Source organism: Rhodoferax sp. ZS1R25 (assembly GCF_056521335.1).
The window spans coordinates 1207216-1224536 of the sequence record NZ_JBWMAZ010000001.1 but is presented as its reverse complement, the minus strand read 5'-3'; the positions used below and the strand labels follow the sequence as shown (position 1 = coordinate 1224536).

17 protein-coding genes and 1 pseudogene are annotated in these 17321 nt (G+C 60.5%); 5 read left to right on the top strand and 13 right to left on the bottom strand.

The features are described 5' to 3' along the window. Positions 1-12: 12 nt before the first annotated feature. The 6 genes from AC097R_RS05845 to AC097R_RS05820 form a co-directional block, all read right to left on the bottom strand. Complete coding sequence (locus tag AC097R_RS05845) at positions 13-1113, bottom strand: ABC transporter permease (protein ID WP_479596654.1); 1101 nt, start codon at positions 1111-1113, stop codon at positions 13-15. Beyond that, positions 1110-2642 (bottom strand): sugar ABC transporter ATP-binding protein, encoded by a 1533-nt coding sequence (locus AC097R_RS05840; protein WP_479596653.1) that lies wholly within the window; start codon positions 2640-2642, stop codon positions 1110-1112. The genes AC097R_RS05845 and AC097R_RS05840 overlap by 4 nt, the downstream gene beginning before the upstream one ends. Next, entirely contained in the window at positions 2642-3571 is a 930-nt protein-coding gene (locus AC097R_RS05835; protein ID WP_479596652.1) for a YncE family protein, read from the bottom strand. The genes AC097R_RS05840 and AC097R_RS05835 overlap by 1 nt, the downstream gene beginning before the upstream one ends. A gap of 8 nt (positions 3572-3579) precedes the next feature. Beyond that, a complete protein-coding gene (locus AC097R_RS05830; RefSeq protein ID WP_479596651.1) occupies positions 3580-4506 on the bottom strand; it encodes an SMP-30/gluconolactonase/LRE family protein in 927 nt (308 codons plus the stop codon). 2 nt (positions 4507-4508) lie between these two features. Further along, positions 4509-5231, bottom strand: coding sequence for a FadR/GntR family transcriptional regulator (locus AC097R_RS05825; RefSeq protein ID WP_479596650.1), 723 nt, complete (start codon positions 5229-5231; stop codon positions 4509-4511). Positions 5232-5397: 166 nt separating this feature from the next. After that, entirely contained in the window at positions 5398-6630 is a 1233-nt protein-coding gene (locus tag AC097R_RS05820; protein WP_479596649.1) for a multidrug effflux MFS transporter, read from the bottom strand. A gap of 83 nt (positions 6631-6713) precedes the next feature. On the opposite strand from AC097R_RS05820, the gene AC097R_RS05815 reads away from it, so the two are divergent. Continuing rightward, on the top strand, positions 6714-7469 hold the full coding sequence (locus tag AC097R_RS05815; protein WP_479596648.1) for a substrate-binding periplasmic protein: 756 nt from the start codon (positions 6714-6716) through the stop codon (positions 7467-7469). Positions 7470-7589: 120 nt separating this feature from the next. After that, positions 7590-8300 (top strand): annotated as a pseudogene (locus tag AC097R_RS05810) (substrate-binding periplasmic protein); the annotation flags it as partial. 46 nt (positions 8301-8346) lie between these two features. Here AC097R_RS05810 and AC097R_RS05805 read toward each other — a convergent pair. The 7 genes from AC097R_RS05805 to AC097R_RS05775 all read right to left on the bottom strand — a co-directional run bounded on the left by AC097R_RS05805 (position 8347) and on the right by AC097R_RS05775 (position 14188). Then, positions 8347-9309, bottom strand: a complete 963-nt coding sequence (locus AC097R_RS05805; protein ID WP_479596647.1) for a GlxA family transcriptional regulator — start codon at positions 9307-9309, stop codon at positions 8347-8349. A gap of 1 nt (position 9310) precedes the next feature. After that, entirely contained in the window at positions 9311-10222 is a 912-nt protein-coding gene (locus tag AC097R_RS05800; protein WP_479598098.1) for an EamA family transporter, read from the bottom strand. A gap of 14 nt (positions 10223-10236) precedes the next feature. Beyond that, complete coding sequence (locus AC097R_RS05795; RefSeq protein WP_479596646.1) at positions 10237-10506, bottom strand: DUF1272 domain-containing protein; 270 nt, start codon at positions 10504-10506, stop codon at positions 10237-10239. Positions 10507-10517: 11 nt separating this feature from the next. Continuing rightward, complete coding sequence (locus AC097R_RS05790) at positions 10518-11084, bottom strand: isochorismatase family protein (protein ID WP_479596645.1); 567 nt, start codon at positions 11082-11084, stop codon at positions 10518-10520. A 112-nt stretch (positions 11085-11196) separates the two neighbouring features. Then, positions 11197-12225 carry an AI-2E family transporter gene (locus AC097R_RS05785; protein ID WP_479596644.1) on the bottom strand — a complete coding sequence of 343 codons (1029 nt, stop codon included), beginning with the start codon at positions 12223-12225 and terminating at the stop codon, positions 11197-11199. A 49-nt stretch (positions 12226-12274) separates the two neighbouring features. After that, positions 12275-13126 (bottom strand): tetratricopeptide repeat protein, encoded by an 852-nt coding sequence (locus AC097R_RS05780; RefSeq protein ID WP_479596643.1) that lies wholly within the window; start codon positions 13124-13126, stop codon positions 12275-12277. 111 nt (positions 13127-13237) lie between these two features. After that, entirely contained in the window at positions 13238-14188 is a 951-nt protein-coding gene (locus AC097R_RS05775; protein WP_479596642.1) for a polysaccharide deacetylase family protein, read from the bottom strand. A 122-nt stretch (positions 14189-14310) separates the two neighbouring features. Here AC097R_RS05775 and ggt point away from each other — a divergent pair, with 122 nt between their 5' ends. From ggt to AC097R_RS05760, 3 genes are all read left to right on the top strand, one after another. Beyond that, positions 14311-15936 (top strand): gamma-glutamyltransferase, encoded by a 1626-nt coding sequence (gene ggt / locus AC097R_RS05770; RefSeq protein WP_479598097.1) that lies wholly within the window; start codon positions 14311-14313, stop codon positions 15934-15936. Beyond that, a complete protein-coding gene (locus AC097R_RS05765) occupies positions 15933-16901 on the top strand; it encodes a bile acid:sodium symporter family protein (RefSeq protein WP_479596641.1) in 969 nt (322 codons plus the stop codon). Before ggt ends, AC097R_RS05765 begins: the two co-directional genes overlap by 4 nt. Before the next feature lie 69 nt (positions 16902-16970). Beyond that, positions 16971-17252: an HU family DNA-binding protein gene (locus AC097R_RS05760; protein ID WP_479596640.1), complete on the top strand. Its 282-nt coding sequence runs from the start codon at positions 16971-16973 to the stop codon at positions 17250-17252. Positions 17253-17321: the final 69 nt, after the last annotated feature.

Here is a 17321-nt window from a genome sequence, read left to right as displayed (position 1 = left end):
GATGAATACCGCTTACCCAGCGGTGGAGGGGGAACCAGGGACCGCTGCAGGAGCCGCGTCATTGAGTTGGCGCTCTGCAATGCGCCGTTTAATGGATTGGTTTCGGCGCTGCTGCGCCCAACCGGCGATGCCAATTGACACCAGCAATGTCAAACCATTGAACAAAGGCTCAACAAAGAATGCACCGCCAAACTGCTGAATGCCGGAGATACCAATGGCTAGGATGGCAACCCCCACGAGGGTTCCCCATACATTGACCCGTCCGGGACGAATCGTGGTCGAGCCCAAAAAGGCGCCCACCAAGGCAGGAAGCAAAAACTCCAGCCCTACGCTTGCTTGTCCAATCTGCAACCGGGAGGCCAGCAATACGCCGGCAAAACCAGAAAGTGCACCCGACGCGACGAACGCTCCCATAACGTGCTTGCGCACTGCAATGCCATTGAGCTGCGCGGCCTTGGGATTCGCACCAATGACATACAACGCCCGTCCCAGTGGGGTGAACTCGGTGATCAGCCATATGACGACACTTACAGCCAGCACATAGAAGGCCCCAATGGGTAAGCCCAGGAAATTGCCGCCGGCGATATCGACAAAGCCTTCGGGCAGTTCACCCACCACCTGGCGGCCACCGCTGTGCCACATCGCTACTGCGTAGACCACCGTTCCGGTGCCCAGCGTTGCGATGAAGGAGTCGATCTGAGCCATCTCCACGAGCAATCCATTCAGCACACCAAACAGCCCCGCGCAAACGATGACGATCGACACGGCAACGGGCCAAGGGATACCAAATTTAGTCTGCAGACTAATGGCCAGGATGTGCCACAGAACGATTCCGTACCCGACCGTGAGGTCGATCTTCCCGGTGATCATGGGAATCGTCGCGGCCAGAGCCAAGATGGCAATGACAGACTTGTCCGCCAGAATGGCGCGCAGGTTGAAGAGCGTAGGAAACGTATCAGGCAACATCACCGAAAACATTGCCGCCAGAAGAGCGGTCAAAACGACCAGTCCATAGACAGGCATTGCACGTGTGAATCGCTGCACCAAAGTAGCGGCATCACCGTCCAAAGAGTGATCCGGCTCCAGCGCGGTGGATTGGATTGAGGTTGTCATTTTTCTGTCTCCATTTCTTTAATCTCTTGTTCACTTTGCGCAGATCCGCCGGCCGCCAGAGTCAACAAGCTCTCCACCGTGATGGAGTCGCCTTTCAGTTCTGCGGCGATCAAACCGTTTCTGAATACCAGTACACGCGTGCACACCGTGGCGACTTCTTCAAAGTCCGTCGATACCACTGCAATAGCGGTACCCCTATCGGCATGCTCCCTAAGGATTTCGTAGATCTGGCGCTTTGCACCAACGTCGACCCCGGCGGTAGGCTCTTCGAGGACGACCAAGTCCTTCTCCAGGTTGAACCACCGGGCCAGAACCACTTTTTGCTGGTTGCCACCAGAGAGTTGCTGCGCTTCCGCCATGGGTGCAGGAGGATTTACGTCAAAAAGTTTGATGAGGCGCATGGCATTGGCTGCCTCCCGCTTGCGTCGATCAAATGCCAACCCCTTCTCGCCCGTAAGTCTTGGATTGGGAAAGAGGTTCTCCAACACACTCATGGCTGGCGCCAAGTTTTCGTCAAGGCGTTCACTTGCGACATACGCAATACCTGCCGCAATGGCGTCAGCGCTAGTCTGAAACGTTACCTGCTTGCCGGCTAATTTCATTTTTCCGGCAGAGAGGGGTTCGCGTCCGAAAATTGCGCGACTGATAGCTTCATGCCCCGCCCCACGCAAACCGATCAAGCCGACGACCTCTCCCTTGCGTATGGAGAAGTTCAGTGGCCCAGCATTGCCACTGGCCGCATTCTCCATTTCAAGAACTGCAGCTCCGGAGCCATCCGATTGGGCTTTGCGTACAGACTTGGACAGCGATTTGCCAACAATCAGTTGAACCAGCTCGTTGGTATCCGTTTTGGCTGTTTCTTTGATATCAACCAACTTGCCATCTCGCATCACAGCGGCGCGGTCCGAGATTGCCATCACTTCGTCCAGACGATGGGACACGTAGATCATCGCCATGCCCTGCTGACGCAGCTCTCGCAGCACACCGAAGAGCCGCTCCACATCCGACATGGGCAGACTGGCCGACGGCTCGTCCAGCACGAGAACCTTGGCCTGCACCTCAAGCGCCCGGCCAATAGCCAGCAATGACTTTTCGGCACGGGTTAGCGAGAAAATCCGACGACTAGGATCAATGTTGCATCCAACACGCTGCATCACACGCCGCGCGCGTTCGTCAGCCGCTTTCCAGTCAATCAAACCGAATCTTCTGGCATAGCCCATTCCCAGAGCCACGTTCTCCGTCACAGTCATCCATTCAACCAACCCCAGGTCTTGGTGAATAAAAGCGACTGGCTGCTTAGAACGGTCGTTGCTTCTCCAGCGAGATTGGGGCCGTCCGTCAAACAGAATCTCACCGCTGTCTGAAGGGTAGATGCCAGCCAGCAACTTGATCAGCGTGGATTTTCCTGCCCCGTTCTCACCCAACAACGCCAGGATTTCCCCACCGCGTACATCGAAGGTGATGTTGCTGACAGCTTGGGTGCCACCAAATCGCTTGTTCAGCGCTTGAAACTCCAGAATTTTGGTCATCACAGCACCACAACCTTTGAGACATCAGGTTCCTTCTGCGTTGCGATAAAACGCAGAATCTTCAGACTGTTGATGTCCAGGACAGCGACTCGATCAGAGTCAAGCGAAATAAAAGCCAGTGGCTGGGAGGGATGGAACGTCAAGGCAATGGCCCTTCCATCGAGCTTCAGATACGCCGTCTCTTTCAACGTCAGCGGGTCAACAACCGAAATACTTCGATCGCCGTAGTTGCTGGTAAAGAGACGCCCATCTGCAGATCTGTAGATACGAGTCACATCCTCGCGTGAAGCTGCCGAATAGCGAACCACCATGGTGTCCGTATCGATAGCACTGAGCGTGTTGCTCCATCGATTGCTCACAAACAGTGTCTTCTCGTCCGCACTGAGGCAGTACCCCTCTGGTTTTTGCCCTGGATGGCAGGCCACCGGCGCAAACAGAGGATCCCAAGGCTTGACCTTCGTTACCGTATGGCTCAACAAGTTCATACAAAACGCCGTTTGACCGTCCTGCGTGAGCGCAAATAAATGACTCTTAATGCCACCGGAGGGAACCGCTCTACGCGCGGCCGTATCCGTAGCTGGCTGCTCCAAGACAAGCAGCGTGGACTTCTCTTCACTCAATGCATACAGCCTGTCCTGATCATCCATCTGCAATCCGTGGATGCGATTGAAGGGCAACAGGTCTATAGACCGTACCAGTTCAGACGAACGAATATCAATTTGGAGCAGGGAATGGCCTCCTTCGCCAACATGGCCAGATGTCTCAACGCCATAGTGACCGACATAGGCATAGCGCTCCGCGCGATCTGTGACAAATTCGTGCGGAAAATTCGGGAGTTGCACGGAACGCAGTCGCTCTCCACTGGCAATGTCGTACCAACTAAAGCAGTGCGAACATTTTTCGACCAACAACAGGGTATCTCGGGCCATAAAATTCCTTAAGGAGTTTGAATACCACTTGTGTTCAAGCGGATGCGATACAAAGAAGTACTGGCGCAGATATAAAGTTCGCTGCGCATTGCCCCACCAAACGTGAGATTGCCGACCTTTTCAGGAACATAGATTTTTGCGAGTAACGCTCCATCCGGATGAATAACTTGCACACTGTCAGCACTGCTGGTGAAGATCCAGCCTTGGCGATCAAGGCGAAAGCCGTCTGACAGACCCGGCGAAATCTCTGCCAACACTTCTGGATTGACCAGTTCTTTCCCATTGACCACGTCAAAGCGAACAATGTGGTGATTGCCGGCACCATCTTCGCGCAATGCCGCTGAGGTGTCAGATACGTACAAGACTGATTCATCCGGTGAGAACGCAAGCCCATTCGGCTCTTCTACAAAGTCCGTTGCAATTGAAAGCTCCCCACTGCTCGGCTCAAATCGAAACACGTAGTTGTCATCCAACTCTGAATCTGCCTGATGACCTTCATGGTCAGACGCGATGCCATAAGGTGGATCGCTGAACCAAATGGTTCCGTCACGTTTAACGACCACGTCGTTGGGGGAATTTAGTCGCTGTCCATTGAAACGGTCTACTACGACCTCATCGACCGATTTATGAGGTCCAACCGGTGAACGGGTTCTGATGATTGCCCTGTGCCCATGCGAGCAATGCAGAAGTGATCCATCAGCCTCACGGTAGTGGCCATTGGTGTATTCGACATGATCACGCCACACCGACTGCCCTTCGGTGGCGTGCCAACGCAATATGCGGTTATTGGGTATGTCGCTCCAGAGGACACTCTGATCCTCGTGCATCCACACCGGCCCCTCACTCCAGCTTGCGCCAGACGCAAGCCGCTCTAGCTGGGCATTGACTGGCACCAACGAACGGGCACGATCATCAAAAATGTCAGCGCAGTTCATTCTCAGCTCGCCATTTCTTTCATGGTCGTCTTCTGGACCTGATCTAAATGCCCGCGCATTGCCGCCACTGCCGCGTCGGGATTGCGCATTTTCAACGCCTCAACGATCTCTTTGTGGTCCTGAACGCTGTGCTTGATAGCCCCTGGTCGTTGCAGCGCTCGGCGGCGATATTCAAGCGCATAGTCATAGAAGTCAGAGACAACATCTACGAGTAGCGAGTTGCCACAGCTTTTATAAAGAGTGGTGTGAAATTCGCGGTCTGAAATTTGAAATCCCACAGGATCTTTCAGCATCAACTCTTGCTCTTTGACTAAGGACGATAGACGCGCAAGTTCATTGTCCGTAATCCTTTGGGCGGAAAGCCATATCACTTGGAGTTCCACCGCTGCACGGGCCTCCGCAACTTCTTCAAAACTGCGATCCTTGAGATTCCCCAAGGTGCTGACCGACTCGTGCATGGGAAGTAGGCCGGGCCCCACGACTTTGGTTCGCGCACCTTGGCTTACATCCACCATTCGGCGGGCATGCAAGACGCCAATCGCAGCCCGTACAGTTTCCCGCGAAACCTCTAACGTTGTCGCAAGCGTGCGCTCTGAGGGCAACTCATCTCCAGCGCGCAACAATCCGGAATGGATCATGTAAGCGAGCTTGTCACTGATCTGATCCTTGACCGTGCGCTTGCTAACGCGGCCATGCTCTCCCGGGATTCGATCAATGAGTTCCATATTTGAAATTGGGCATACAAGTGGTCAACTGGTAGATCCATCGTACCAGTTTGCATTCAGTTCAAATTCAGGGTTTTCCCTTAGATTAAATCAATTCATTGCGGAATCGTATGCACCCGCTGCGGGCGACAAAAAGGAGCACCTGCCCAGGGGTCAGTAGACAAACTCAAACCACCTCCACCCTCTGCCCAATCTCCGGCCACTGCCGCCGGATAAACACCCAAGCCCCCAGCCCCAGGCACATCATCAACACCGATGACGCGGCCAGCGCCACGGTGGAGTGCATCACCAGTGGCGAGATGACACCGGCCACGATGCCGTTGGCGGTCGACCCCACAAACATCTGCAGACTAGACGCCATGCCGCGCCGCTCGGGGTGCAGGTCCAGCACCAGCAGGGTGACCACGGGCACCATCATGGCCCAGCCAAACGCGAAGATGGCGATGGGGAACAGGGCCCAGCTCACGTGCGCCTTGAAGACCAGATTGGCTGCCAGGTTCAGCAGGCCAATGATGAGCATGATGAGGAAACCGTTGCGGATCTGCCGCTTGGGTGGGGTCTTGCCAGCCACGCGGCCACTGACAAAGGCGCCGCCCATGATGCCGCTGATGGTGAGGATGAAGAACCAGAAGAACTGCTGGGGTTGCAGCCCCAGGTGGTCGCCCAGAAAAACAGGCGCGCTGAGCACGTACAAAAACATGCCGTTGAACGGAATGCCACTGGCCAGCGCCAGCAGCACAAAGCGTGGGTCCGAGCCCAGCTTCCAGTAGCCGGCCATCAGGTTCTTGATGTGGAAATGCTGGCGCTGCGTAGGGTGCAGGGTCTCGGGCAGCAAGAAGAAATTGGCCACCCACAGGAACACGCCCACGCCAGTCAGGAACCAGAAGATGCCGTGCCAGCTGGCGTGTACCAGCAGCCAGCCGCCCACCATGGGCGCAATGGCGGGCGCCACGCCAAAGAAGATGGTGACCTGGCTCATGACCTTTTGCGCCTGCGAGGGCGGATACACATCGCGGATGACGGCACGCGACACCACAATGCCGGCACCGGTGGACAGGCCCTGCATGGCGCGAAAGAAGATCAGCTGCCCAATGCTTTGCGCCAGCGCGCAGCCGATGGACGCGATGGTGAACGCGGCCAGCCCCCACAGCACCACGGGACGACGGCCAAAGCTGTCGGAAAACGAGCCGTGGAACAACGCCATGAAGGCGAAGCCGAACAGGTAGGCCGACAGCGTTTGCTGCATCTGCACCGGCGTGGCCCCCAGCGACTGGCTGATGCCCGCGAAGGCAGGAATGTAGGTGTCGATGGAGAAAGGACCGAGCATGCCCAACAGGGCCAGCAGGATGGAGAACGCCCATTGCGGGGCGCGCCAGAGTTTGAGGGCTTCGGGGTTCATGAAGGGTCGCAGATTGAGCCAAAAAAGCAGCATACTCCGCAAAGTTGGAAATCCGCCGAACCCACCACAATGAAAAGAATGGAATGAAACGATTCATATCCGCCTTGCTGGGACTGACATGCGCCGTTGCGGCCTGGTCTGCAGACATCACCGTCTTTGGCGGGGACAGCTCTGCGCCCAAGATGTTTTTGCAGGATGGCCGCGCGCGCGGCATCCTGATCGACATCCTGAAATACGCCGACCAAGAGCTGCGCGAGGACAGCTTCAAGATCGAGCTGTACCCCTGGGCCCGCTCCTACCGCTATGCCACCACGGGTATTGGCGGCATTGTGGGTCTGTCGTGGACGCAGGAGCGCGCTGTGCTGTTTGACTACTCCGAACCCGTGTATGTGGACGACGTAGTCATCGTGGTGCACAAAGGCAAGGAGTTCAGCTTCAAGGAGATGGCCGACCTGGCGGGCAAGCGCGTGGGCCTGGGGCGCGGCGGCAGCTATGGCGAGGCCTTTGAGAAAGCCCGCGAGGCCGGCCTGTTTGTGGTGGACGGCGACAGCGGCGCTGTGGATCGCCTGAACAAGCTGGTGCTGGACCGCATTGACTGCGCGCTGTTCAACGCGGGCAAGGCGGGGTTTGAAGAAATCCTGCGCAGCAACAAGGGGCTGGAGGCCCTGCGCGACGCGCTGGTGGTGCTGCCCGTACCGCTGCGCAGTGATCCCAACTTTTTGGCCTTCCCCAAGAGCATGCAAATGAAGACTTGGCTGAATGACTTCAACCAGATCATCAAAAGAGGCTACGGGCGCGGCGACATCCAGAAGCTCATCGCGCAGAACCTGGGCCCCTGAACCCGCCACCGCGCGCGGTGGCGACCGGGTCACGAAACTAGGTATCGAAAGATGCCCGCGCAATACGCGCGCCCCAAATTTCAAGCTCCATACTGAGTGCATAGCTTCGGCTGCAACCTCATGTATTTCTGGAGAATATCTGTGGTGAAGACATTCATCGGTATCGGGTTGGGACTGTCGTTGGTCACCTCCGTCTGGTCTGCCGACATCACGGTGTTCGGCAGTGACAGCACGCTGCCCAAGATGTTTCTGCAGGAGGGGCAAAGCCGCGGCATTCTCATCGACATCCTCAAGTACGCCGACCAGGCCTTGTCGGACGACAGCACGGTGAAGGTGGCGCTGTATCCCTGGGCGCGGGCCTACCGCTATGCATCGGCCGGTGTGGGCGGCATTGTGGGTGTTTCGTGGACGCAAGAGCGCACCAAGACGTTTGACTTTTCAGAACCGGTGTACGTGGACGATGTGGTCATCGTGGTGCTGAAGGGTTACGAGTTCGACTTCAAAAAACCGGCAGACCTGCAAGGCAAACGCGTGGGCTTGGGCCGGGGCGATAGCTATGGAGAGGCGTTTGAGAAAGCGCGCACCGCAGGCGTGCTGACCACCGAAGAAGACAACAGTGTGGCCAACCGCCTGACCAAGCTGATCATGGGGCGCATCGACTGCGCGCTGTTCAATGGTGGCAAAGAAGGCTTCGAGGAACTGCTGCGCCACCACCAGGTGCCCGCTGCGGTGCGTGAGGCGCTGGTAGTGCTGCCCGTGCCGCTGCGCAGTGAGCCGAACTTTTTAGCCTTCCCCAAAACCATGCAGATGAAAACCTGGCTAGCCGAGTTCAACCAAGTCATCAAGCGTGGCTATGCCAGTGGCGACATCCCGCGGATCATTGCGCAGAACCTCGGCGTAGCGCCTGAGGCGGGGCGCAGCGCTGCCACACCCGCCGAAAATCCCGCGCCGACCCAAACCCACAAGCCTGGGCCAAGCGCTCTTGCGACAGCGTGGGGTTGTGCGCCAGCATCTCTTGCGCCCGGGCAATGCGCAGCTGCTGCTGATAGGCCACAACGCTGATGCCGGTGTGCAGCGCAAACAGGCGGCTCAGGTGGCGGGCGCTTACACAGGCCACCTCGGCCAGCTCTTCCAGGGTCCAGGCGCGTTCGGGTTCGCGCGCCACGGCGTCTTGCGCGCGGTGCACCGCCGGGTGCATGTGGTTGCGGTGGGCCAGCCAGGGTGACATTTGCGGGTCGTGCGCGCCACGGCGCTGGTACATCACCAGCCGGCGCGCCACGCGGGCGGCCAGCTCGGGGCCTGCCGCCTGCTCCACGATGTAGAGCGCGAGGTCAATGCCAGTGGTGATGCCGGCACTGGTGAGCACCGGGCCATCGTCCACAAAGATGCGATCCGTCACCACCTGCGCGCTGGGCGCACATGCCTGCAGGTCGGCGATCAGCGTGTGGTGGGTGGTGCAGTGCCGACCGTCCAGGCAGCCCGCCTGCGCCAGCAGCAGCGCGCCCGAGCAGATGCTGGCCAGCCGTGTGTCGGCCTGCGGCGCGGTCTTGAGCCACTGCACGACGGTGTGTGCAGCTTCGGTGGCGTAGTCCACCACCTCGTTGCTATTGCCCACGATGAGCACCAGGCTATGCGGTGGTAGCTGCGCGGGCAAGGGCTCCAGGCCCGACAGGCTGGTGCTGAGCGAGGTGGTGATGTGTGCCTGCGGCCCGCAGGTGTGCAGCGCAATGGGGGCGCCCATGTCGGCAGCCATGCGCAAGGCCTCAGCCGGGCCGGCGTAGTCCAGCATCAGCACATTGGGCGTGAGCACCAGGTAGATGGAAAGTGTCAGGTCTTCCATGTCATGGCTTTGCAGTCGTGGCTTTCAAGCGCGCAAACAAGGGCGCACCGAACACATTCACCAGCAGCCCCGCCATCAACAGCGCGCCGCCCGCAAAGTGAATGGGCCGCAGCGCCTCACCAAACACGACCCAGCCCGTGGTCAGGCCAACGATGGGCACCAGCAGCGTGAACGGGGCCACGCGGTTGGTGGGGTAGCGGGACATCAGGTGCGTCCACAGCCCATAGCCCAACAAGGTGGCGGCCCAGGCCAGGTAAGCGATGGCGCCTACGGCGGCCAGATCGATGTGCTTTAGGGCTTGCAGCATGGCGTCTGGCCCCTCCAGCCATGCCGAAAGGCCCAGAAATGGCAGCGGCGGTACCAGGCTAGCCCAGACCACAAACGCCAACTGGTTCATGGGCCCATAGCGCCCCACCGCGCGGGTGACGATGTTGCCGCAGGCCCACATCACAGCGGCTGCGATGGTGAGCAAGAAACCTAGCAACGGCATGGATACGCCATTCGCCGCGCCGCTCGCGCTGCCGATCAACACCAGGCCCACCGCAGCCAGCAGCAAGCCCGCCATCTGGTTGGCCTGCCAGCGCTCCTTGAGCCACCAGGCGGCCAGCAGCAGCGTGAAGAAGGACTGCGACTGCAGCACCAGCGAAGCCAGGCCGGAAGGCATACCCACATGGATGGCACTGAACAAAAATGCAAACTGCCCCACCGAGATGGTGAGGCCATAGGCCAGGTACAGCCGCAGCGGCACCTTGGGCGGCTTGAGGAACAGCAGCGCGGGAAACGCCGCCAGCATGAAGCGCAGCGCGCCCAACAACAGCGGCGGGATGCCTACCACTCCGACCTTGATAACTGCAAAGTTCACACCCCAGACCACGATGACCAGCAGGGCCAGCGCCAGGTCTTTGGGTCGCATGGGCAGGCTGCCGCTCATGCGCTCACCGGGGCAGGCTGCGGCGGCGTCACACAGCCCTGGGGCTTGAAGATACGTTCGGTCGACGGCGGGTTATTGGCCAGTTTGCCGACCGGGCGAATCGGGCGTGGCACAAAGCCACCGCCGCAGTTGGGGCACACGCCCAGCAGGCGGATGTCCACACAGTCTGCACAAAACGTGCATTCAAACGAGCAGATGCGGGCGTTGGTAGCTGCGGGTGGCAGGTCCACATTGCAGCATTCACAGTTGGGGCGCAGTTGCAGCATGGCAATTCCTTTTAAACAGCCAGATCGGCCAGGCAAGTATCCACATCCACGATGCGCGCAAAGCGATCGGCCAAGACCAGCTCGGTGCGGGTTGTGATTTCTTCAGCGCTGAAGGTGCGGCCGCTGCCTGCATGTGTCATGGGAAAAGTCAGCGTGGCTTCGGACACAAAGTCCACGTCGTAGCCCAGGTCCGAACCCACGCGAGCCGTGGTCTCGCAGCACTGCTCGGTACGGATACCGCTGATGATGAGCTTGGTCACGCCCTGGCGGCGCAGCCACAGGTCCAGGCCGGTGTCGGTGAACGCGTTGTGCGTGTGTTTGTCAAAGCGCACAGAGGGGTTGCCGGGCAACCAAGGCAAAGGTTTGACAAAGCCGGACTCGGGCAAAAAGGGACCAGCGCGCCCCACGTGGTAGATGTGCACCACGGGCACACCAGCAGCGCGGGCTCCTGCGTCCAGCTTCAACAGCGCCTGCTGAAACGGGGCGTGGATGCCTTGCGACCAGAAGGGCATCTGGGCGAAGGACTCCTGCACGTCGATGATGATGAGAGCGGATTTGGGTTTGGCAGAAGAGGACATTTGAGGACACCAGTGAGTTGCAATGCCCTCACTGTAGTCCTCTTAGCCTTGGCGCAAAAGGTCCACCTCCGCCAACTTTCGGACAAAAACCGCCAAGCACTCTTTGACCAGGCTAAATCAGGGCGTCCGCCTGTAATTCCCGCTTGGCATAGGCGTAGTAGAGCGGCGCAGAGACCAATCCGGCCACGCCAAAAATGGCCTCCCCCACAAACATCACCGTGAGCAGCTCCCAGGCCGAGGTGCCCGTGCGCTTGCCCACTACCTTGGCGTTGATGAAGTATTCAAACTTGTGGATGGCGACCAGAAACAGCAAGCAGGCCAGCCCCACGGTGGGCGAGATGGACACACCGGCCAGCGTCAGCACGCTGTTGCACAGCAGGTTGCCCACGATGGGAATGAGCCCGGCAAAGAAGGTAAGTGCGACCAGCGAGCTGGCATAGGGCATGTTCACGCCAAACTGGGGCAAGGCCAGCATGAGAAAGATGCCGGTGCACACCGCGTTGAAAGCCGCAATCCAGAACTGCGCGATCACGATCTGTCGGAAAGATTCCATGAAATGCGTGGCCCGGTCGCGCATTTGCAAGCGCAGCGGCGCGTAACTAACGGCAGACGGCGTGCCCACAATCAGCGCCCCAATCACCAGCCCCACGTACACAAGCAGGCCCCCATGCAGGCCGGCCGAGCCAATGCCGGTGAGTGCGTGGGCCTGGGACTGCAGGTAGCTGGCCAGCCAGGTTTGCGCCGCCACCAGTTCATCGGGCAGGTGGCTGGCCAGGTCGGGCGGGAGCTTTTGCCGGATTTCGAGCACCGTGCCGGCCAGGTGGCGTAGCAGCGCCTGGTACTGCGTCACCGCGCCGAACACCATGCCTTTGGCGTTGGCCATGAAAAAACCAATGGCCACGATGGGCATGAGGATGACCAAGGTAGCCGCCCAGATCGGCGAGAGGCGCAAGCGCCCCACGCCGCGCCATCGGGCCAGCCCCGCGGTGGCCAGAAAGCCCACGCACACCGCCAGCAGGCCCGGCAACAGCCCGTACACCAGCACGGCCACACAGAGCAGTGCGGTCAGTATCTGGCTGGAGACCTTGACGATGGGAACGGAGAGGCTGGGGCGGTAGGCGTGGGCGGTGGGTTTGGGCATGCGTGGCTCAAAGAGGGCAGAAGCTGCGAATCTAACCGACCACGGGTGCTTAGTTGTCCCAGTCGTTGGAGCCGCTGTCCACGGAACCGCCATCGTCCCAGGCGTTGCCATCGGTCACGCCAAAGTCTTGGCCACCCATATCGGCATTCCCCGCCATGGGCTGGTAGCTATCGCCAGACAGGCTGTCTGGCGATGGCGTGGAATGGCGCTCGCCCATCAGGTTGCGGCCAATGGCCTCGGCCGCCATCACGCCCGCGCCCACGGCCAGACCCGTGGCCACGCCGCCCAAAATCTTGCCACCCAGGCCGCTGCCAGCGGGCTGGCCGTAGGGCGTGGGGCCATAGGTGGGTGACGTGCCAGCACCGTTGCCAAACAGTTGGGGGCCGTTCAAGCCCGAGCCATAGCCCGCGGGCTGCAAAGCCGCGGCCGGCGAACGCCGGCGAAACAGGAAATACCCCGCCACCAGTACCAGGCCGGCCAGTAGCGCCGGTAACAGCCAGTTGGCCTGGCTGGTAGGCGCCGCGGTGTGGCCTTGCACGGGGTGGGCCACCCCAACTGCGGGCGACGCCAGCTGCGCGCGCAGGGACTGCACCGCCTCAGGCTTGGCGAAGGGCAGACCGGGGGCCAGCTGCTCGGCCTTGGCCAGCGACTCCTGGGCCCGGGCGCGGTTGCCCTGGCGCGCAAACAACTCGCTCTGCACAAAATAGGCCTTGGCACTGCCGGGGTGCGACACCAGCACCTGCTGCATCATTACCTGGGCTTGGTCGATCTTGCCGGCCTGGGCCGTGGCGTAGACCTCATTGAGCGTGGGCTCGGCTTGGGCTATGGCCAGGCCGGTGCCCAGGCACAGCGCGATGACCATGCCTCGCAGTGCGCGTTGAAGCAGGGGTATGTATTGCATAAGCGTTCCTCACAAAGTTGGCGGGCTGCACCCAGCCAGTTGGCGGCCCGACCCGAAAATTCAAGCCGCGTGGCGGTGAAGCTTGTGTAAAGCCCGCGCTTGCCGCCTGGGCTAGACAGCAGCAAATTCACCTGGACGGTCTGCGGCCAGCGTGTCCATGTGCGCAGCAATGGCGCCGGGCGTGGTGAACCAGATATCGCCCCGGTCGCGCGCCCGGGCCAAGTGCGTGAGCGCGGTGCGCAAGTACCGCAGCCGGTAGGGTTGGCCCACGATATAGGGATGCAGTGCCACCCCCATCACCAGTGGTTGGGCTGCCGACTGCGCCAGCATTTCGTCAAAGTTGTCGACGACCATGGCAGCAAAATCTTTTGCATCCATGAGCCGCCCCATGATCATGGGGATGTCGTTGAGCTCCTGTGGATAGGGCACAGACCAGATGGCGCCGCCGTCACGCGTGCGCATGCGCACGGGCTGGTCGTCGTGGCACCAGTTGAGGGTGTAGCCGTAACCCGTCTCGGCCAGCAGATCCGGGGTGAGGCGGCTCTCTGAAATCCAGGGCGACAACCAGCCTTGGGGAGCCTGACCGTTCTCGCGCTGCATGCGCGTGCGGCAGCTTTGCAACAACGCTCGCTCCTCCACTTCGTCCAATCCGCCTTGTCGTTCCGCATTGCTATGGCCATGGCCAATGAGTTCGTCGCCACGCACCACACAGGCCTGCACCAGCTCGGGACAGTGGTCGTACACGGCGGTATTGATCAGCGCGCCCGTGGGCAAACCCAGGGCATTGAAAAGCTCCAGGCAGCGCCAGGCACCGACCCGATTGCCGTATTCGCGCCAGCCGTAGTTCAGCACATCGGGCTGGGGGGATGCCGGGCCAATGGCGGCACCCAGGCCTTCGCCAAACGCGAAATGCTCGATATTGAATCCCAGGTACACCGCAAGCCGCGCACCGTTGGGCCAGGCGAAATCTGGCCGGCGCGTGATGGGCAGGTAGTCGAAGCGGTGGTGGTGCGGCAGCAGCCCGGGCCAGGAGGGGGTCACATGTGCAATCGTTGAGGGCATGGGGTTATCGCTCTTTCAAAACACGGCGAGCACGGGGTACGCCACGCCGACAGGCCAGCAACATGCATGCCACTTACCAGCCCGGCAAGGCCGCCTGGCATGCGGTTTGCATCCCCATCCGCATGACCGCCCTCCACCCTCGCAACGCCATTTCCACCCGCGGCATGGTCACCAGCCCCCATGCACTGGCAACCCAGGCCGGGCTGGGCGTGCTGACCCAAGGCGGCAACGCCATTGAGGCCTCCATTGCCATCACCGCCTGCCTGTGCGTGACATACCCTCACTTTGCTGGGTTGGGGGGCGATGCGTTCATGCTGATCGCCGACAAAGACGGGACAGTGCAAAGCATTTCCGGCATCGGACAGGCGCCTCGGGTGCTACCCAACCTCAGCGGTGGCATTGCGCAGCGCGGGCCGCAGTCCATGCTGACCAGCGCGGCGGCGGTGGACGTGCTGGGTCAGGCGTTTGATATCAGCCGTGGCACCTGGGCGGGTCAACACAGCTGGGAACGGCTGCTCACCCCGGCCATTGCCCTGGCGCGGGATGGCTTTCCCATGTCGGAATCAGAGCGCTTCTGGCTGAATTTTCGGCTGCCGCAAGCGGAGCTGCTGCCGGACGTTTACAGCACTTTGGGGGTGAACGGCCACGTGCCCGCACCGAATTCGATGCGCCATCAGCCGCAGCTGGCCCACACGCTGGAGATGCTGGCCGCCCGCGGCTACCGCGACTTTTACGAGGGCATGCTGGCCGCGCGGATTGCCCATGGCTTGGCGCAGGCCGGCTCGCCCCTCACCGCGGCGGACCTGGCCAGCACCCGTGCCCGCGTGGAGGTGCCGCTGCAAGTACCCTACCGCGGCGGCACGCTGGTGGCGCACCGCCCACCCACCCAGGGCGTCACCACGCTGGAGATCATGGGCATTCTGGAGCGCTTTGACCTGCGCGGCATGGCCGAGGGCAGTGCGGACCATTACCACCTGATGGTGGAAGCGGTAAAGCAGGCGTTCAACGACCGCAACCGCTATGTGGCGGACCCGGACCATGCTGCGGTGCCCACCGAACGACTCCTCTCACCCGAACATCTGGACCAGCGCGCCCGGGCCATCCGCATGGACCATGCCCTGCCCTGGCCACAGCCATTTCAAACCGGGGACACGGTCTACATCGGGGCGGCCGACAGTGCAGGCAATGCGGTCTCCATGCTGGCCACCATTTACTTTGACTGGGGCAGCGGTGTGCTGGTGGGCGACACCGGCATGCTGTGGCACAACCGGGGCGCGGCATTCTCCACCGACCCGCAACACCCCAACTGCGTAGCGCCCGGCAAACGCCCCTTTCACACCCTGAACCCCGGCATGTACCTGCAGAACGGCAAGCCCAGCATCCTATACGGCACGCAGGGCGCGGACGGTCAACCGCAAACGCTGGCGGCCATCCTCACGCGCATGATCGACTACGGCATGGACCCGTACACCGCGCTGGCGCAGCCGCGCTTTTTGCTGGGTAAAACCTTTTCGGACACTGCGGACTCTCTGAAACTGGAAGAAGACGTGCCAGCGGAGGTGCGCCACGCACTCGAGCAGCGTGGCCATGTGGTCAGCATCCTCCCCGCACACAGCCCGCTCATGGGTCACCCAGGTGCTATCCGCCTGGACCCGCGCACGGGTACCATGTACGGCGCCCATGACCCGCGCAGTGACGGGTTGGCCATGGGCCTGCCAGACCTTGATTCCACCCCAGCCTTTTCATGACACGTTCCCGTTTTCTACCCGACAACTTCACCCTGGCCCTGCTCGCCGTAGTCGCCATTGCCAGCGTGCTGCCTACGCAAGGCGCGGTGGCACACGGCTTTGAGATTTTGACCACTGCAGCCATTGCGCTGCTGTTCTTTCTACACGGCGCCAAACTCTCGCGAGCGGCTGTGGTGGCGGGCCTGAGCCACTGGCGGCTCCATCTGCTGGTGCTGCTGTGCACGTTCGTGATGTTTCCCATCCTCGGGCTGCTGTTGCGCCCTGCATTCAACCTCGCGCTGACGCCGGACCTGGCTACAGGCATGCTGTTTTTGTGTGCCCTGCCGGCCACCGTGCAATCGGCCATCGCGTTCACGGCCATGGCGCGCGGCAATGTGTCGGCTGCGGTGTGCAGCGCATCCGCGTCCAGCCTGATTGGCGTGTTCGTCACACCGTTGTTGGTGGGTTGGCTGGTCGTGCCCGGTGGTGTGTCAGGTGCCAGTGAGCTGGATGCGGTCTTCAAAATCATGCTGCAACTGATGCTGCCTTTTGTGGCCGGCCAACTGCTGCAACCCTGGGTGGGCGGCTTTGTGAAGCGCCACGCTGCAGGCCTGAAGTTCGTGGACCAGGGTTCCATCCTGCTGGTGGTCTACACGGCGTTCAGTGCCGCGGTCATTGAAGGCCTGTGGAAGCAAGTTCCCCTGCCCGTTTTGGCAGGTCTGGTGGTGGCGTGCTGCGTCTTGCTAGCCCTGTCACTGGGGATGACCACCTGGGCCAGCCGCGCCTTGGGCTTTAACAAAGAGGATGAAATCACCATCGTCTTCTGCGGCTCCAAGAAGAGCCTGGCCAGTGGTGTGCCCATGGCCAAGGTGCTGTTTGCCGCACCCGTTGTAGGGGTGATGCTGCTGCCGCTGATGCTGTTTCACCAGATCCAGCTTATGGTGTGCGCCGTGTTGGCACAGCGCTACGCCAAGCGGGAAACCTGAACGACCAAGCGGCTTGTGCAGCACTTTGTGTCAGAATTTATCCCACCCTTTATTTTCTGGAGTATTAGATTGAACAAAGCTGGATTGATTGAAGCCCTGGTCAAAGAGACCGACGTGTCCAAGGCCGCCGCTGGCCGCACCATTGATGCGCTGGTGCAAATCATCACCAAGACCGTGGCAAAAAAAGAAGACGTGCAGCTGATTGGCTTTGGCACCTTCAAGGCCACCAAGCGCGCCGCACGCAAGGGCAAGAACCCACGCACTGGCGAAGCACTGAAGATTGCCGCCGCCACTGTGCCAAAATTCACTGCCGGTGCCGCCTTCAAGGCCGCGGTGAACAAAAAGAAGTAAACCGGTCAGTTTCAAACAGAGAGGCGGCAGTGGTACATCACCACTGCCGCCTTTTCTTTTGATGGCGTT